This is a genomic window from Citrobacter sp. SX206 (assembly GCF_024181025.1).
GTDB classification, from domain to species: domain Bacteria; phylum Pseudomonadota; class Gammaproteobacteria; order Enterobacterales; family Enterobacteriaceae; genus Citrobacter; species Citrobacter youngae.
The window spans coordinates 340591-355872 of sequence record NZ_CP049738.1 but is presented as its reverse complement, the minus strand read 5'-3'; the positions used below and the strand labels follow the sequence as shown (position 1 = coordinate 355872).

General features: G+C 52.9%; 13 protein-coding genes. 6 read left to right on the top strand and 7 right to left on the bottom strand.

Going from position 1 to position 15282, the window contains the following annotated elements:
* Nucleotides 1-211: 211 nt before the first annotated feature.
* The 5 genes from hofQ to G8S19_RS01620 are packed head-to-tail and all read right to left on the bottom strand — an operon-like array spanning nt 212 to nt 3525.
* On the bottom strand, nt 212-1450 hold the full coding sequence (hofQ, locus tag G8S19_RS01640) for a DNA uptake porin HofQ (protein WP_253685999.1): 1239 nt from the start codon (nt 1448-1450) through the stop codon (nt 212-214).
* Nucleotides 1362-1766 carry a HofP DNA utilization family protein gene (locus G8S19_RS01635; RefSeq protein ID WP_075551437.1) on the bottom strand — a complete coding sequence of 135 codons (405 nt, stop codon included), beginning with the start codon at nt 1764-1766 and terminating at the stop codon, nt 1362-1364. The genes hofQ and G8S19_RS01635 overlap by 89 nt, the downstream gene beginning before the upstream one ends.
* Entirely contained in the window at nt 1756-2223 is a 468-nt protein-coding gene (locus G8S19_RS01630) for a hypothetical protein (protein WP_061068729.1), read from the bottom strand. Before G8S19_RS01630 ends, G8S19_RS01635 begins: the two co-directional genes overlap by 11 nt.
* Complete coding sequence (locus G8S19_RS01625; RefSeq protein WP_253685997.1) at nt 2207-2746, bottom strand: PilN domain-containing protein; 540 nt, start codon at nt 2744-2746, stop codon at nt 2207-2209. The genes G8S19_RS01630 and G8S19_RS01625 overlap by 17 nt, the downstream gene beginning before the upstream one ends.
* Nucleotides 2746-3525 (bottom strand): DNA utilization protein HofM, encoded by a 780-nt coding sequence (locus G8S19_RS01620; protein ID WP_253685995.1) that lies wholly within the window; start codon nt 3523-3525, stop codon nt 2746-2748. The genes G8S19_RS01625 and G8S19_RS01620 overlap by 1 nt, the downstream gene beginning before the upstream one ends.
* Nucleotides 3526-3645: 120 nt before the next feature.
* Here G8S19_RS01620 and mrcA point away from each other — a divergent pair, with 120 nt between their 5' ends.
* Nucleotides 3646-6198 (top strand): peptidoglycan glycosyltransferase/peptidoglycan DD-transpeptidase MrcA, encoded by a 2553-nt coding sequence (gene mrcA / locus G8S19_RS01615; protein WP_048213550.1) that lies wholly within the window; start codon nt 3646-3648, stop codon nt 6196-6198.
* 112 nt (nt 6199-6310) lie between these two features.
* Here the strand turns inward: mrcA and nudE are convergent, their stop codons facing one another.
* Nucleotides 6311-6871 carry an ADP compounds hydrolase NudE gene (nudE, locus tag G8S19_RS01610; RefSeq protein ID WP_048213799.1) on the bottom strand — a complete coding sequence of 187 codons (561 nt, stop codon included), beginning with the start codon at nt 6869-6871 and terminating at the stop codon, nt 6311-6313.
* A 322-nt stretch (nt 6872-7193) separates the two neighbouring features.
* On the opposite strand from nudE, the gene igaA reads away from it, so the two are divergent.
* The 4 genes from igaA (at nt 7194) to hslO (ending at nt 11375) form a co-directional block, all read left to right on the top strand.
* Nucleotides 7194-9329 carry an intracellular growth attenuator protein IgaA gene (gene igaA / locus G8S19_RS01605; protein ID WP_124021954.1) on the top strand — a complete coding sequence of 712 codons (2136 nt, stop codon included), beginning with the start codon at nt 7194-7196 and terminating at the stop codon, nt 9327-9329.
* A 62-nt stretch (nt 9330-9391) separates the two neighbouring features.
* Entirely contained in the window at nt 9392-10060 is a 669-nt protein-coding gene (gene yrfG, locus G8S19_RS01600; RefSeq protein ID WP_253685993.1) for a GMP/IMP nucleotidase, read from the top strand.
* Nucleotides 10061-10070: 10 nt separating this feature from the next.
* The gene (gene hslR, locus G8S19_RS01595) at nt 10071-10472 is read left to right on the top strand and encodes a ribosome-associated heat shock protein Hsp15 (RefSeq protein WP_048213553.1); all 402 of its coding nucleotides are present in this window, start codon (nt 10071-10073) and stop codon (nt 10470-10472) included.
* 24 nt (nt 10473-10496) lie between these two features.
* Nucleotides 10497-11375, top strand: coding sequence for an Hsp33 family molecular chaperone HslO (hslO, locus tag G8S19_RS01590; protein WP_005121631.1), 879 nt, complete (start codon nt 10497-10499; stop codon nt 11373-11375).
* Between the two features lie 94 nt (nt 11376-11469).
* On the opposite strand, the gene G8S19_RS01585 is transcribed toward hslO, so the two are convergent.
* Entirely contained in the window at nt 11470-13188 is a 1719-nt protein-coding gene (locus G8S19_RS01585) for a DUF4153 domain-containing protein (protein WP_137346490.1), read from the bottom strand.
* Between the two features lie 378 nt (nt 13189-13566).
* Between G8S19_RS01585 and pckA the strand changes: the two genes are divergently transcribed.
* A complete protein-coding gene (gene pckA / locus G8S19_RS01580; RefSeq protein ID WP_048213555.1) occupies nt 13567-15189 on the top strand; it encodes a phosphoenolpyruvate carboxykinase (ATP) in 1623 nt (540 codons plus the stop codon).
* The last annotated feature ends 93 nt before the right edge of the window (nt 15190-15282 follow it).

Sequence of the window (15282 nt, the reverse complement as noted above, 5' to 3'; positions counted from 1 at the left end):
CTGCAAACATCTGACCTGATGACGTATCGTGTAGCCAAATGACGCCAAATAAGCCTATGACACACCACCGGAAAGGCGAAGCGTATTCACTGCTGCATAAGTACAGAAAAGTCCCGACACTCAAATCGGTACTCCTTGTATGCTAAATACACCCGCACGTCAAATCCCTGAAACGTGTTCAGCGCGAAAACAACGGGTTTTCATGCATAAGTTATTCTGTTGGGACCAGTCTGGGCGTGATAAAAACCACTAACTCACGCCGCTCATCTTCTTTACCATCATGACGAAAAAAATGACCGAGCAACGGAATGTCGCCGAGTAACGGCACACTGTCAGCTGCTGATTTATTTTTATGTGAAAAAATCCCGCCCAACGCGATCGTTTCACCGCTCTTAACCTCCACCAGGGTTTCAATTTCCTGCTTATCGATGGCCAGCACTTCGCCATCCGCTTGCTGTAGCACCTGCCCGGGGACATTCTGGCTAATATGCAGTTTCAGTCTGATCCGCCCTTTCTGCAGCACGGTCGGCGTTACCTCCATCCCCAGCACCGCTTCCTTAAATTCGACGGAAGTCGCGCCGCTTTCACCGCTGGAGACCTGATACGGGATTTCACTGCCCTGCTTAATACTGGCAGGTTGCAGATGAGAAGCCAGTAATCGAGGACTGGCAATGATGTCGAGCTGCTGTTTTTGCTCCAATGCGGACAACTCAAGCTCCAGCAAACGACCATTAATGCGGCCAATATTAAATCCCACCCGCGATGTTGCAGTAGACACAGAAAGGTCGCTGGCAAGCGTGGTGACATTCCCCACCGCCCCTGGCAATTGTGCATCTGCCAGCGACCACTTAACCCCCAGCTCACGCAAACTTTTTTCATTAATCGTGACGATATGCGCCGCCAGCTCGACCTGTTCAACGGGCAAGTCCATTTGCGCCACCCACTGTTCCAGTGTGTTTAGCGCAACAGAATTGTCTCGCAGCAGTAAGCGGTTGGTACGTTTATCGACCGTTATACTTCCTTTAGTACTCAGCAGTTTTTCACCGGCTTTGGCCAACTCGGATGCATCGGCATAGTGCAAAATGATGCTGCGATGTTCCAGCGGCAAGCTGGCCTGAATCCGTGCCCGCTCGTTTTCCTGGCGGGCCGCATTTTCACTCTGCCATTGAACAGAATGCACATGCAGAATATTACCCTCCTGGCGTAATACCAGCCCGGCGCTTTTCACCACCGTCTGCAAGGCCTGTTTCCAGGGCACATTCGTCAGATGCAATGACAGCACACCGCTAACATCCGGTGACACCACCAGATTTTTCTTCTCCTGCACCGCCAGCGCCTGCAGCACCTGTACAACGGGCACATCATCGACCACCAGCGTCACGTTTTGTGCTTTCCCAGCCAGCACGCTGGGTATTACGGTCATCAGCACGATGACTATCCACCGCTTCATTCGCCTCTCCTTGTCGTTGCCACTGCCACCGTGATGGCTCACAATCATTCCCTGTGTCGATAGTTACGCTTTGGGCTGTCACCTGAGATACCCTCCAGATGCCATTCAGAACATCTCGCTGCTCGACCCTCCGCCATTTGTGTTGACCATCCTGCATAAAACCAATTGAGCGTCCTCCCTGGATCACCGCCCCCTGATAACGCCATGCCGACAACTCAGCCATCCGGCAGAGATCCTCTGGCGGCTGAAAGGGATTGCGCATGCCGGTCAACAACAGCACGCTAAAACACGCGAACAGCCAGCGCTTAGTCATCATTCAGACGCTCCAGGTGTATCGTCAACAACACATCAGCATCTTCTGCACTAAGAGAAAACTGACTCGTACTCATTCCCTGTTCCGCCAGTAGGGCAAACACGTGTGGGACTGCATCCCACGCAGTTTTCAGCGCCAGTTCGCCTCCCCGTACGGAGGGCTGCCAGTGGATCAGACGTGTAAGAGAGCTTTGATATACCAATGGGGAAAAAGGAACCGGCCTCGCTTCAGAGGGAGAAAAGGGTTGTTCAACCGATGACGCCAGCAGATACAGATTGCGCCATTGATCTTGAATCGCCACGCGTTGACGGACTAATGCTGCCTGCTGCGCTTTCCGTTGTTGCTCTACAGGATAAAGGCACAACAGCGCAGCCGCGATCAGAACCAACATCCAGCCGCCCCAGCACAAAAGTCGAAACCGCGGCGTCTGCGCTAACCAGCCATCACAAAGCGCCTGCATGCATAACACTCCGTATCAGACGATAGTGAAACTGCCAGTGTCCCTGCGCATCTTGTCGCGTTTCCCCTGAGCTTCCCAACTGAAACCCAGGGTGTTTACGTAATTGCGTCTCCAGTCTATGAAGCGCAGCAACGTTCAGCGTCAGCCCTGTCAGCTCCAGCGTATCCTGCTGCCAGGTCATTCCTGTTAACCACGCCTGTTCTGGCAGCAACTCGGCCACCCCTTGTAAAACAGACTGCCAGCTTCGCATCTGTTCACGCCGTTTTTCTCTTTGTTGCGCCTGCTGCCATTGTTGTTGACGCTGTTGCAGGCGCGGCTTGAGCGCTATCAGGGTTTCAGCCCGCTTTTTTTCGGCATCAGCCAGCAGTAAATCGACCCGATTATCTACCCGAGAAAGTGCGTAATAACCCAACGCGATACCCACAATAACCAGTAAAGATCCACTCAATAATGCTCCCCACCATTGCAGACGGGCATACCGCCGCGACTGACGCCAGGGCAAAAGATTGATGTTCGCCGTCATCAGTACACACCTCCCATCGCCAGCCCAAGCGCAACAGCAAAATTGTGGCTTTCCGTTGGAATCGGTGGCTGGCGGACGGACACCGCATTAAAGGGATCAAAGCCACCAGCGTCACATAGCGCAATATCCACAGGGCAAAGAGATAATGCCGCGGCAAGCGCGTCAATATCGTCAATTTCCCCCGTCGATTTACGTCCCCATGCCGTGCGGCTCGCCCAGAGCCATTGGGTATCGTCACGCCATGCCAGACACGATTGATGCACGGGTAAATAAGGAATTAATCGCTGCAAGGCGCTGGCATCCGGCGTAATGGCCGTAACCTGTACTTTCAGGGGATGCATCAGTGTCAGGAGTGCCGATATTTCTTTGCTTTGTGCCGCCGTCACGTTGAACGCCGGGCTTAGCGTGTCTTCGCTATAATCAAACTGCAGCGCTTCCGGCTCCATATCCAGTTCGCGAGCCATTGCCCCAGACAACCATGCCGTTTGCTCTGGTTCGCGTAGGGTCATTGCTGGACGGGGTAACTTTTTTTGTAACGTCCTGTTGGCAGGAAAAGAAAGGTGAATATGGTGCCTGTGCGGTAGTTCACGGCTCCACGGCAGGAGCACCGCAGTAAGCTGTTCCGGCTCACGAATGTGCCCATCGACGACAACCTGATGTGCCAGCGGCATACGCCACCAGCGTTGTAGGATCCAACCGGATGCGTCACGAACGATAGCGACAGCCAGCGCATCATGTTGCTGAATATGCAGACCAATTTTCCATATACGAAAAGCCATTGCTGATGATCTCCTTATCACCCGTTCCTTCAACGGGTATATCAATGCGTCTGGCTTGCCTTTATACTACCGCGCGTTTGTTTATAAACTGCCCAAATGCCACTAAATGGGAAATCTCCAGTGAAGTTCGTAAAGTATTTATTAATCCTTGCAGTATGTTGCATCCTGCTGGGAGCAGGCTCGATCTATGGCCTCTATCGCTATATCGAGCCACAATTACCTGACGTCGCGACGCTAAAAGATGTGCGTCTGCAGATCCCAATGCAGGTTTACAGTGCTGACGGCGAACTCATCGCGCAATATGGCGAGAAACGTCGAATTCCGGTTACGCTGGATCAAATGCCGCCGGTAATGGTTAAAGCCTTTATCGCCACAGAAGACAGCCGCTTCTATGAGCACCACGGGGTGGACCCGGTGGGGATCTTCCGTGCGGCCAGCGTCGCGTTGTTCTCCGGCCACGCCTCACAAGGGGCCAGTACCATTACCCAACAGTTGGCGAGAAATTTCTTCCTGAGTCCGGAACGTACGCTGATGCGTAAGATCAAAGAAGTGTTCCTGGCTATTCGTATTGAGCAATTGCTGAGTAAAGACGAGATCCTCGAGCTTTATCTGAACAAGATCTATCTGGGGTATCGCGCCTATGGCGTGGGTGCTGCCGCGCAGGTCTATTTCGGCAAGACAGTTGATCAACTCAGCTTAAGTGAAATCGCGGTGATCGCCGGTCTGCCAAAAGCGCCGTCAACCTTCAACCCGCTCTATTCGATGGACCGGGCAACTGCGCGCCGTAACGTTGTACTGTCGCGTATGTTGAGCGAAAACTACATCACCCAGGCCCAGTACGATCAGGCGCGAGGCGAGGCCATTGACGCCAACTACCACGCGCCGGAAATCGCTTTCTCTGCACCGTATCTGTCTGAAATGGTGCGCCAGGAGATGTATAACCGTTATGGTGAGAAAGCCTATGAAGACGGGTATCGCATCACCACCACCATTACACGCAAAGTACAGCAGGCAGCTCAGCAGGCAGTACGCAACAACGTGATGGATTACGACATGCGCCACGGCTACCGCGGCCCGTCGAACGTGCTGTGGAAAGTGGGCGAAAGCAGTTGGGACAGCAAAAAAATCACCGATACGCTAAAAGCGCTACCGACCTACGGCCCGCTGCTGCCCGCGGTTGTCACCAGCGCCAACCCACAGGAAGCGACCGCTGCGTTGGCGGATGGAACATCGGTGTCATTACGTATGGAAGGTATGCGCTGGGCGCGTCCTTATCGTTCGGATACTCAACAAGGCCCAACACCGCGTAAAGTGACCGACGTAGTACAGACTGGCCAGCAAATCTGGGTACGCCAGGTGGGAGATGCCTGGTGGCTGGCGCAAGTGCCGGACGTTAACTCCGCACTGGTTTCGATTAACCCGCAAAACGGCGCAGTGCTGGCACTGGTGGGGGGTTTTGATTTCAACCAGAGCAAGTTTAACCGTGCCACCCAGGCGTTACGCCAGGTGGGTTCTAACATCAAACCTTTCCTGTATACCGCCGCGATGGATAAAGGCCTGACGCTGGCAAGTATGCTGAATGACGTACCGATTTCCCGTTGGGATGCCGGTGCAGGTTCTGACTGGCAGCCAAAAAACTCACCGCCGCAATATGCTGGCCCTATCCGCTTACGTCAGGGGCTCGGCCAGTCGAAAAACGTGGTGATGGTTCGTGCCATGCGCGCAATGGGTGTGGATTACGCGGCAGAGTATCTGCAGCGTTTCGGCTTTCCGGCACAGAATATTGTGCATACTGAATCACTGGCGCTGGGCTCAGCCTCGTTCACTCCGCTGCAGGTTGCTCGCGGTTACGCGGTAATGGCAAACGGCGGGTTCCTGGTCGACCCGTATTTCATCAGTAAGATTGAAAGCGATATGGGTGGCGTTATCTTTGAGGCGAAGCCAAAAATTGCCTGCCCGGAATGTGATATCCCGGTAATTTACGGCGATACGCAGAAGTCTAACGTGCTGGAAAACAGTAACGTTGAAGATGTTGCGGTATCTCAGGAACAACAAAACGCCGCCGTGCCAATGCCACAGCTTGAGCAAGCTAACCAGGCGCTGGTCGCACAAAGCGGCACGCAAGAATACGCACCGCACGTCATCAACACGCCGCTGGCCTTCCTGATCAAGAGCGCGTTGAACACCAATATCTTTGGTGAACCAGGCTGGATGGGAACCGGCTGGCGTGCAGGACGCGATTTACAGCGCCATGACATCGGCGGGAAAACCGGGACAACCAACAGCTCGAAAGATGCATGGTTCTCCGGCTACGGCCCAGGGGTGGTGACCTCGGTATGGATCGGGTTTGATGATCATCGCCGCGATCTCGGACATACGACGGCATCCGGCGCGATCAAAGACCAAATCTCCGGCTACGAAGGCGGTGCCAAGAGTGCGCAGCCTGCATGGGATGCCTACATGAAGAGTGTATTAGAAGGTGTTCCTGAGCAGCCGCTGACACCACCACCGGGTATCGTTACGGTCAATATCGATCGTAGCACCGGCCAACTGGCAAACGGCGGTAACAGCCGTGCAGAGTATTTCATTGAAGGTACTCAGCCAACGCAACAGGCGGTACATGAGGTGGGGACAACCATTATTGATAATGGTGAGACGCACGAGTTGTTCTAATCTTTTGCCGGATGACGCTTCGCTTATCCGGCCTACATTTTCGGCACAATTATTTGATATTGCTGGATTTTGTAGGCCGGATAAGGCGACATCCACCATCCGGCAATGTCGATTAAAACCGCCCCTGCCCTTTCAGCCATTCGCGTACCAGGAACAGCGCACTGACATTACGCGCTTCGTGGAAGTCAGGGTCTTCTAACAGATCCATCAAATGCGCCAGCGGCCAGCGCACCTGTGGCAATGGCTCGGGCTCATCACCTTCCAGCGACTCAGGATAAAGATCCTCAGCGACCACAATATTCATCTTGCTGGAGAAATAGGAAGGCGCCATGCTGAGTTTTTTCAAAAACGTCAGGTCCTTCGCACCGTATCCCACTTCTTCTTTCAGTTCCCGGTTAGCCGCTTCAAACACGCTTTCACCCGGATCGATTAACCCTTTGGAAAAACCAAGCTCGTAGGATTCAGTTCCGACCGCATATTCGCGAATGAGGATCAGGTGGTCATCCACAATCGGCACAATCATTACCGCTTCGCGCGTGGATGGGCGCATACGCTCATAAACACGACGTACGCCGTTGCTGAACTCAAGGTCCACGCTTTCGACTTTAAATAGCCGGGATTGTGCGACGGTTTCCACTTTCAAAATCGTGGGCTTTTGTAATGATTTGCTCATCATGAGGATCTTTGCTGTGAAATCTGGGGTTATTGTGCGATATACAGCACGGTTTCGGCAATGTGAATTGCCGTTTATTTACATTTATGTAACGTACTAAAAGTTAATCCCTATTTCAAATTAAAAGTCAATAGGTTGAAATAACTCCAGGAATTTGCTGATATTCCGTTTTTGGTGATTTTGCTATTATTCGCATTTATTGGGCTGTACTTAAAGATGCTCAAGTTCAACTCCACACTTGCCGATAGCCAACCACAGAATCACGAATATTGAACAGGGTGCGACTGACCACGCCTGACAGACTAAGTAAGATGGGGAAAGCATGAGCACCATTCTGATTTTTTTAGCTGCTTTGCTGGCCTGCTCATTGCTTGCAGGGTGGCGATTCAGATCAAAATTCAGACAACAAAAATTACCGTTGAGCAACGTCTTCTCTGACGCCTCTAAGCGTAAACTAACACCCGAAGAACGTGGCGCGGTCGAAAACTATCTCGAAAACCTCAGTCAAATTCAGCAAGTACCTGGCCCAACAGGTGCCAGTTCGGCACCGGTATCGTTAACCCTGAATGCCCAAAGTAATAGCGTCATCGTACTGACGCATTCAATTACGCGCTATGGCATCACCACCGACGATCCGAATAAATGGCGCTACTATCTCGACTCCGTCGAAGTGCATTTGCCTCCCTTCTGGGAACAATACATCAATGACGAAAACAGCGTTGAGCTGATCCACACCAATACGCTGCCGCTGGTTATCTCGTTGAACGGTCATACGTTGAAAGAGTATATGCAGGAAGCGCGCGGCTACGCCCTACAGCACACCGCGTCTACTCAGGCATCTATTCGTGGTGAAGAAAGCGAGCAGATTGAACTGCTGAATATTCGTCAGGAAACGCATGAAGAATATGCTCTCAGCCGCCCGTCGGGATTGCGCGAAGCGTTACTGATTGCTGCCTCATTCCTGCTGTTCTTTTTCTGTTTAATCATGCCAGACACGTTCGTACCGTGGACCGCCGGTGGCGCGGTGTTGCTGCTGGCTGCGGGCCTGTGGGGCCTGTTTGCACCACCGTCTAAAACGGCTCTACGAGAAATCCACTGTCTGCGTGGCACTCCACGTCGCTGGGGGCTGTTTGGTGAAAACGATCAGGAGCAAATTAATAATATCTCCCTGGGTATTATTGACCTGATTTATCCACCACACTGGCAACCTTACATTGCACAGGACCTTGGCCAGCAAACGGATATTGATATCTATCTGGATCGCCATGTTGTCCGCCAGGGGCGTTTTTTATCTTTGCATGACGAGGTGAAAAACTTCCCGTTGCAACACTGGCTACGCAGCGCCGTCGTTGCCGGCGGTTCGTTGCTGGTATTGCTAATGCTGCTGTTTTGGGTCCCGTTGGATATGCCAATTAAACTTACGCTTTCCTGGATGAAAGGGGCGCAAACTGTTGAGGCCACCAGCGTAAAGCAACTGGAAAAGGCAGGCGTTCGCGTGGGCGACACGCTGCATCTGAGTGGCACAGGGATGTGTAACATCCACACTCAGGGGAGCTGGAACGCACAACCCGCGACACCTTTTATGCCATTTGATTGTTCGCAGATTATCTGGAATGACGCGCGCGCCCTGCCGCTGCCTGAGTCAGACCTGGTCAATAAGGCGACCGCACTGACCCAAAGCGTTAGCCGCCAACTGCATCCCAAACCCGACGATGACTCTCGCGTCAGCTCATCATTACGCTCAGCCATTCAGAAGTCCGGCATGGTATTGCTGGATGATTTTGGCGATATTGTCCTGAAAACCGCCGATTTGTGTGCCGCCGAAGATGAATGCGTACGCCTGAAAAATGCCCTGGTTAACCTGGGTAACAGTAAGGACTGGAACGCTCTGGTTAAGCGAGCAAACGCCGGGAAACTGGATGGTGTGAATGTGCTGTTGCGCCCGGTAAGCGCCGAATCACTGGATAACCTGGTGAATACTTCTACGGCACCGTTCATTTCACGCGAGACCGCCCGGGCGGCTCAGGCACTGAATAGCCCTGCCCCCGGTGGTTTCCTGATTATCAGTGACGAAGGCAGCGACCTGGTTGATCAGCCCTGGCCGGCGACCTCGTTGTACGACTATCCGCCACAAGAGCAATGGAACGCTTTCCAGCGCCTTGCCCAGATGTTGATGCAAACGCCATTTCGCGCTGAAGGGATTGTCACCAACATCTCGACCGACGCCAACGGTACCCAGCACATTGGCCTGCACCGGATCCCGGATCGTTCAGGTTTATGGCGTTACCTTGGCACCACGCTGCTGATGCTCTCCATGCTGGGATGCGCTATCTACAACAGCGTTCAGGCATTCAGACGCTACCAGCGTCATCGTTCGCGCATCGCGGAAATTCAGGAATATTACGAGAGTTGCCTGAATCCAACGCTGCTTGAAGACCCAGAAAGCCTGATTCGATAACACGCCCGCGCGACGGAATATGCTACCCTGTCGCGCATCTTATTTTCCTCTGGGGAGTTTCCATGCACATAGATATTGCCTGGCAGGACGTCGACACCGTTCTGCTGGATATGGACGGTACGCTGCTCGATCTGGCATTCGATAACTATTTCTGGCAAAAACTGGTGCCGGAAACCTACGGCGCGCAGCAGGGTATCTCTCCCCAGGAAGCCCAGGAATTTATTCGTCAGCAGTATCATGCCGTACAGCATACGCTAAACTGGTACTGCCTGGATTACTGGAGCGAACGCCTGGGTCTGGATATATGCGCCATGACAACCGCACAGGGACCACGCGCCGTACTGCGTGAAGATACGGTACCGTTCCTTGATGCCCTAAAAGCGAGCGGCAAACGTCGTATTTTGCTCACCAATGCGCATCCGCATAACCTGGCGGTGAAGCTTCAGCATACCGGTCTGGCCTCACACCTTGATTTATTACTTTCCACCCACACATTTGGTTATCCCAAAGAGGATCAGCGGTTATGGCACGCTGTCGCTGAAGAAACGGGAATGAGTGCAGAGAAGACGTTGTTTATTGACGACAGCGAACCAATTCTCGACGCCGCTGCTCAATTCGGCATTCGTTACTGCTTCGGCGTAACCAATCCCGACTCAGGTACAGCGGAAAAACAGTACGCACGCCATCCGTCACTGAATGACTACCGCCGACTGATCCCCTCACTGATGTGAAGGAGACGCCATGAAAGAGAAGCCCCCTGTCGAAGTCAGGCTGGATAAATGGCTGTGGGCAGCACGCTTTTATAAAACGCGCGCAGTCGCCCGCGAAATGGTTGAAGGCGGTAAGGTGCATTACAACGGGCAGCGCAGCAAGCCGAGTAAGATTGTCGAGCTAAATGCCACCCTCACCCTGCGCCAGGGAAATGACGAACGAACGGTCATTATTAAAGCCATTAGCGAGCAGCGCCGCCCGGCAACTGAAGCCGTTATGCTGTATGAAGAAACCGCAGAAAGCGTGGAAAAACGCGAAAAAATGGCGCTGGCGCGTAAACTTAACGCGTTAACCATGCCGCACCCGGACAGGCGACCGGACAAAAAAGAGCGCCGCGACCTGTTACGATTTAAACATGGCGACAGCGAGTGACTGTCACCTGCAAGAGAGATGATTATGCCGCAACATGACCAATTACATCGTTATCTGTTTGAAAACTTTGCCGTGCGCGGCGAACTGGTAACCGTTTCGCAAACCCTGCAACAGATCCTCGAAAATCATACTTACCCACAGCCGGTCAAAACCGTGCTGGCGGAGCTGCTGGTTGCCACCAGCCTGCTGACCGCGACGCTGAAGTTTGCCGGTGATATCACCGTACAGCTGCAGGGCGACGGTCCGTTGAGCCTGGCGGTCATTAACGGCAACAACAACCAGCAGATGCGCGGCGTGGCTCGTATACAAGGCGATATCCCTGAAGATGCCGATCTGAAAACACTGGTTGGCAACGGCTATCTGGTGATCACTATTACACCGGAAGAAGGCGAACGCTATCAGGGCGTGGTCGGTCTGGAAGGTGACACGCTGGCGGCCTGCCTGGAAGATTACTTCATGCGTTCAGAACAGCTGCCGACGCGTCTGTTTATCCGCACTGGCGACGTCGACGGTAAACCTGCTGCTGGCGGTATGCTGTTGCAGGTCATGCCAGCGCAAAACGCACAGGCAGATGATTTCGATCACCTTGCCGCACTGACAGAAACCATCAAAGCCGAAGAGTTGCTGACGCTGCCAGCCAACGAAGTTCTGTGGCGTTTGTACCACGAAGAAGAAGTCACCCTCTACGATCCTCAGGATGTTGAGTTCAAATGCACCTGTTCACGCGAACGCTGCGCGGGCGCTCTGAAAACGCTGCCGGATGAAGAAGTTGACAGCATTCTGGCAGAAGAAGGTGAAATCGATATGCACTGCGATTATTGCGGTAGCCACTATCTGTTTAACGCCATGGATATTGCAGAGATCCGCAGCAACGCCTCCCCTGCCGATCCACAGGTGCATTAATCCCCGTTTTGCCCGGTGGCGCAACGCTTATCGGGCCTACGGTAAAACTTTTGTCGGCCGGATGAGGCGCTCGCGCCGCCATCCGGCAACAGATTCACTCATTGTAATAAGTCATCGGCAGTCGTTTGCCATTAATGGTGATATCCCGCCAGACTCTTGAAGCCGAATCCAGTTGATGATTCGCCAGCGCCTGCAGCAGTTGATCCTTATTGAATCCCTCCGGTAGCCGGGCTGTCGCGATCAACACCCATTTGTTCTCCTTAACGCCAAAGACCAGGCTCTCCCCATCGCCAAAAGCATACAATACTTGCTCGGGCTGCCCATCCGCGTTGAGATCCTGATCCACCAACACACACGCATCCTGCTCAATACAGGAGGCGATCCGGTAGCGCTGCCCCTTTAAAAACGTCCAAAACGCGTCATCGGGCTTCTTGCTTCCCGGTGCAATCATCACCTTCGGCGCTAACTGCGTTGCCGTCAGCTCATTTACCGGATCGCGATGCCCCCGCAGGATGGCATTTAAATCACGCCTGCGCTTGCTGTCTTTGTTGAATGCATCGTCTTTTTGCAATGCTTCCAGTGCGGCGCGACCGGGTTTTCCGCTGTGATCCAGCATATACAGACTGACCTGGTCAGCCGTAATTTTCCCGCTGTAGTAGCGCCCCATATGGCTGTTGACGCTAATACGCCAGACATCAATGACCGGCGACGTCAGCAGAATCAACAGGCCCAATGTCAGGAGCGAAACGCCAAGAATGACCTTTCCCTGAATATCGAGCGGGTTGCCTCCAGCGCGCAAAATACTGACCAGATAGCCGAGGGACCACACCAGTAATACAAAGACCACCAATGCGCCATACAAACGCTCAGGCGTCCAGCCATACTGATGAATTCTCAGCCACATGGCCCAACCGGCAATCAGCATATAGAGAGGAGCAACAACCAGTGAAGCGTTAATCAAGTAACGTAATGCGCCAGGATAAGGTAACGCCTCTTTGTGCGGCTCGCGCACAATGGCCATCAGCAACAGGAAGATCAGCGTCAACGTGGACATCAGGCCAGCCGCTGACACGCGCTGTGAGATAGCGTCCAGTCCGCTAAAAGGCAGGGTCAGCATAAACATCAGCGCTAACAGTGCAACCAGCGGGAGTAAACCTGTGGCAAGGAACGTCAGCAACTTTTGCACCGCAGCAACCAGACGCGACTGCGTACGTGCCAGCACTACTGCCAGTGCGGTGATCAGACCTAAAGCCAAATAAACAAACCAGTCAGTCTCAAAGAAAAGCGTGTTGAAGAAGGTGATTCCGACCAGTTGAAACATTTCACTCCACAGCAGGAGCACCAGCCAGAACAGGCCGTTGGCCACAAAAGCGATCAGCAGCGTCAGCGAGTTAAGCCACAGGTAGGTATAAAACTGCGGATAGCGAGCCTGTTCACGACGGGCGTGAAGTTGATATTGAATCCACGGCAAAGCCAGCATCGCCATCAACAGTAAGCGCCAGCCGTAGGCAAAAAAAATGTCATCCTGCCGCCATCTGTCACTGTCTGCCACACTCCACTTCAGCCACACACTCATCGCCAGCACAACCACACAGATCAACGCCATCCAGCACCATAGAGCACGTTGCTTAAATGAGACGACAGTCAGCAAAAGCGCAGAGGAGAGCGCAATCGTTACGGGCATCCCGTAGAACAGCCAGTCACTGTTCTGCGGCGCAAGATACGCCATCAGCAGGTAGCACACACACCCTTGTAGCAGTCCGATAAAGATCATGCCCCAGCGGGTCGTTGGTGAAAGCTCAACACTGTCCATGTCGTTTTCCAGAAAGAAGAGAAAATCTAATTATCGCATCAACTTCACAAATATGAGTATTTGTCGGTCCATTTCGGAGCCCAGCTGCGCGAGGTGAATCGATATTGTTTATGTTTGAGTTACGTTTTTTTCTTACATGAATGCGATTACACTCACAAGATTCCCGCCAAAAACACTCTCTATTAACGTTTTAAGAACATTTTCCACAACAAAAAAGGGTTTCCTGCCATAATATCCGCCTCTTTGTGACAGGAGTCGCAGCGTATTCGGTTATTCGTGGAATCACCGGATGCGTAAATCTATGAGCCTTGTCGCGGTTAGCAATCCCTAAAAAACCTTACTATTCCAGGTAATACATATTGGCTAAGGAGCAGTGAAATGCGTGTGAACAACAGTTTAACCCCGCAAGATCTCAAGGCTTATGGTATCAATGACGTTCAGGATATCGTTTACAATCCAGACTACGACACGCTTTATCAGGAAGAACTTGATCCAAACCTGGAAGGTTATGAGCGTGGCGTGTTAACGAATCTGGGCGCCGTTGCAGTTGATACCGGTATCTTTACCGGACGTTCGCCAAAGGATAAGTACATTGTCCGTGACGACACCACACGAGATACACTCTGGTGGTCCGACAAAGGTAAAGGTAAGAACGACAACAAACCGCTTTCCCAGGAAACCTGGCAGCATTTGAAAGGGTTAGTCACCCATCAACTCTCCGGCAAACGTCTGTTTATCATTGATGCTTTCTGCGGTGCTAATGCGGATACCCGTCTTTCCGTGCGCTTCATTACCGAAGTCGCCTGGCAGGCACATTTTGTCAAAAATATGTTCATCCGCCCGAGCGACGAAGAGCTGGTTGATTTCAAACCGGATTTCATCGTGATGAACGGCGCTAAGTGCACCAACCCACAATGGAAAGAGCAGGGTCTGAACTCCGAAAACTTCGTGGCTTTCAACCTGACTGAGCGTATCCAGCTGATTGGCGGCACCTGGTACGGCGGCGAGATGAAGAAAGGTATGTTCTCCGTCATGAACTACCTGCTGCCGCTGAAAGGCATTGCATCCATGCACTGCTCGGCAAACGTCGGTGAAAAAGGGGATGTGGCGGTCTTCTTTGGCCTGTCCGGTACCGGTAAAACCACGCTGTCCACCGACCCGAAACGCCGCCTGATTGGCGATGACGAACACGGCTGGGATGACGACGGCGTATTTAACTTCGAAGGCGGTTGCTACGCGAAGACCATCAAACTGTCTAAAGATGCTGAGCCGGAAATCTACAACGCAATCCGCCGTGATGCCCTGCTGGAAAACGTCACCGTGCGCGAAGATGGTTCTATCGACTTCGATGATGGTTCCAAAACCGAGAACACCCGCGTGTCCTACCCGATTTATCACATCGACAATATCGTTAAGCCGGTGTCAAAAGCGGGTCATGCAACCAAAGTCATCTTCCTGACCGCCGACGCATTTGGCGTACTGCCACCGGTTTCTCGCCTGACGGCGGACCAAACCCAGTACCACTTCCTGTCTGGCTTTACCGCCAAACTGGCTGGCACCGAGCGTGGCGTCACTGAGCCTACGCCAACCTTCTCTGCCTGTTTCGGCGCGGCATTCCTGTCGCTGCACCCAACGCAGTACGCAGAAGTACTGGTGAAACGCATGCAGGCGGCTGGTGCACAGGCTTATCTGGTGAATACCGGCTGGAACGGCACCGGCAAGCGTATCTCAATCAAAGATACCCGTGCGATTATCGACGCCATCCTGAACGGATCTCTGGATAACGCGGAAACGTTCCGTCTGCCGATGTTTGACCTGGCAATCCCAACCGAGCTGCCGGGTGTGGATACGCGTATTCTCGATCCGCGTAATACCTACGCATCCCCGGAGCAGTGGCAAGAAAAAGCCAACGCACTGGCGAAACTGTTTATCGAGAACTTCGAGAAGTACACCGACACCCCTGCGGGCGAAGCGCTGGTTAGCGCCGGACCGAAGCTGTAACGAAAAGTGCCGGATGGCGGCTTTGCCTTATCCGGCCTACTGCAACTGATAAGCGCAGCGACATCAGTCGGTTAGCGAAATAAAAAGGGAGGC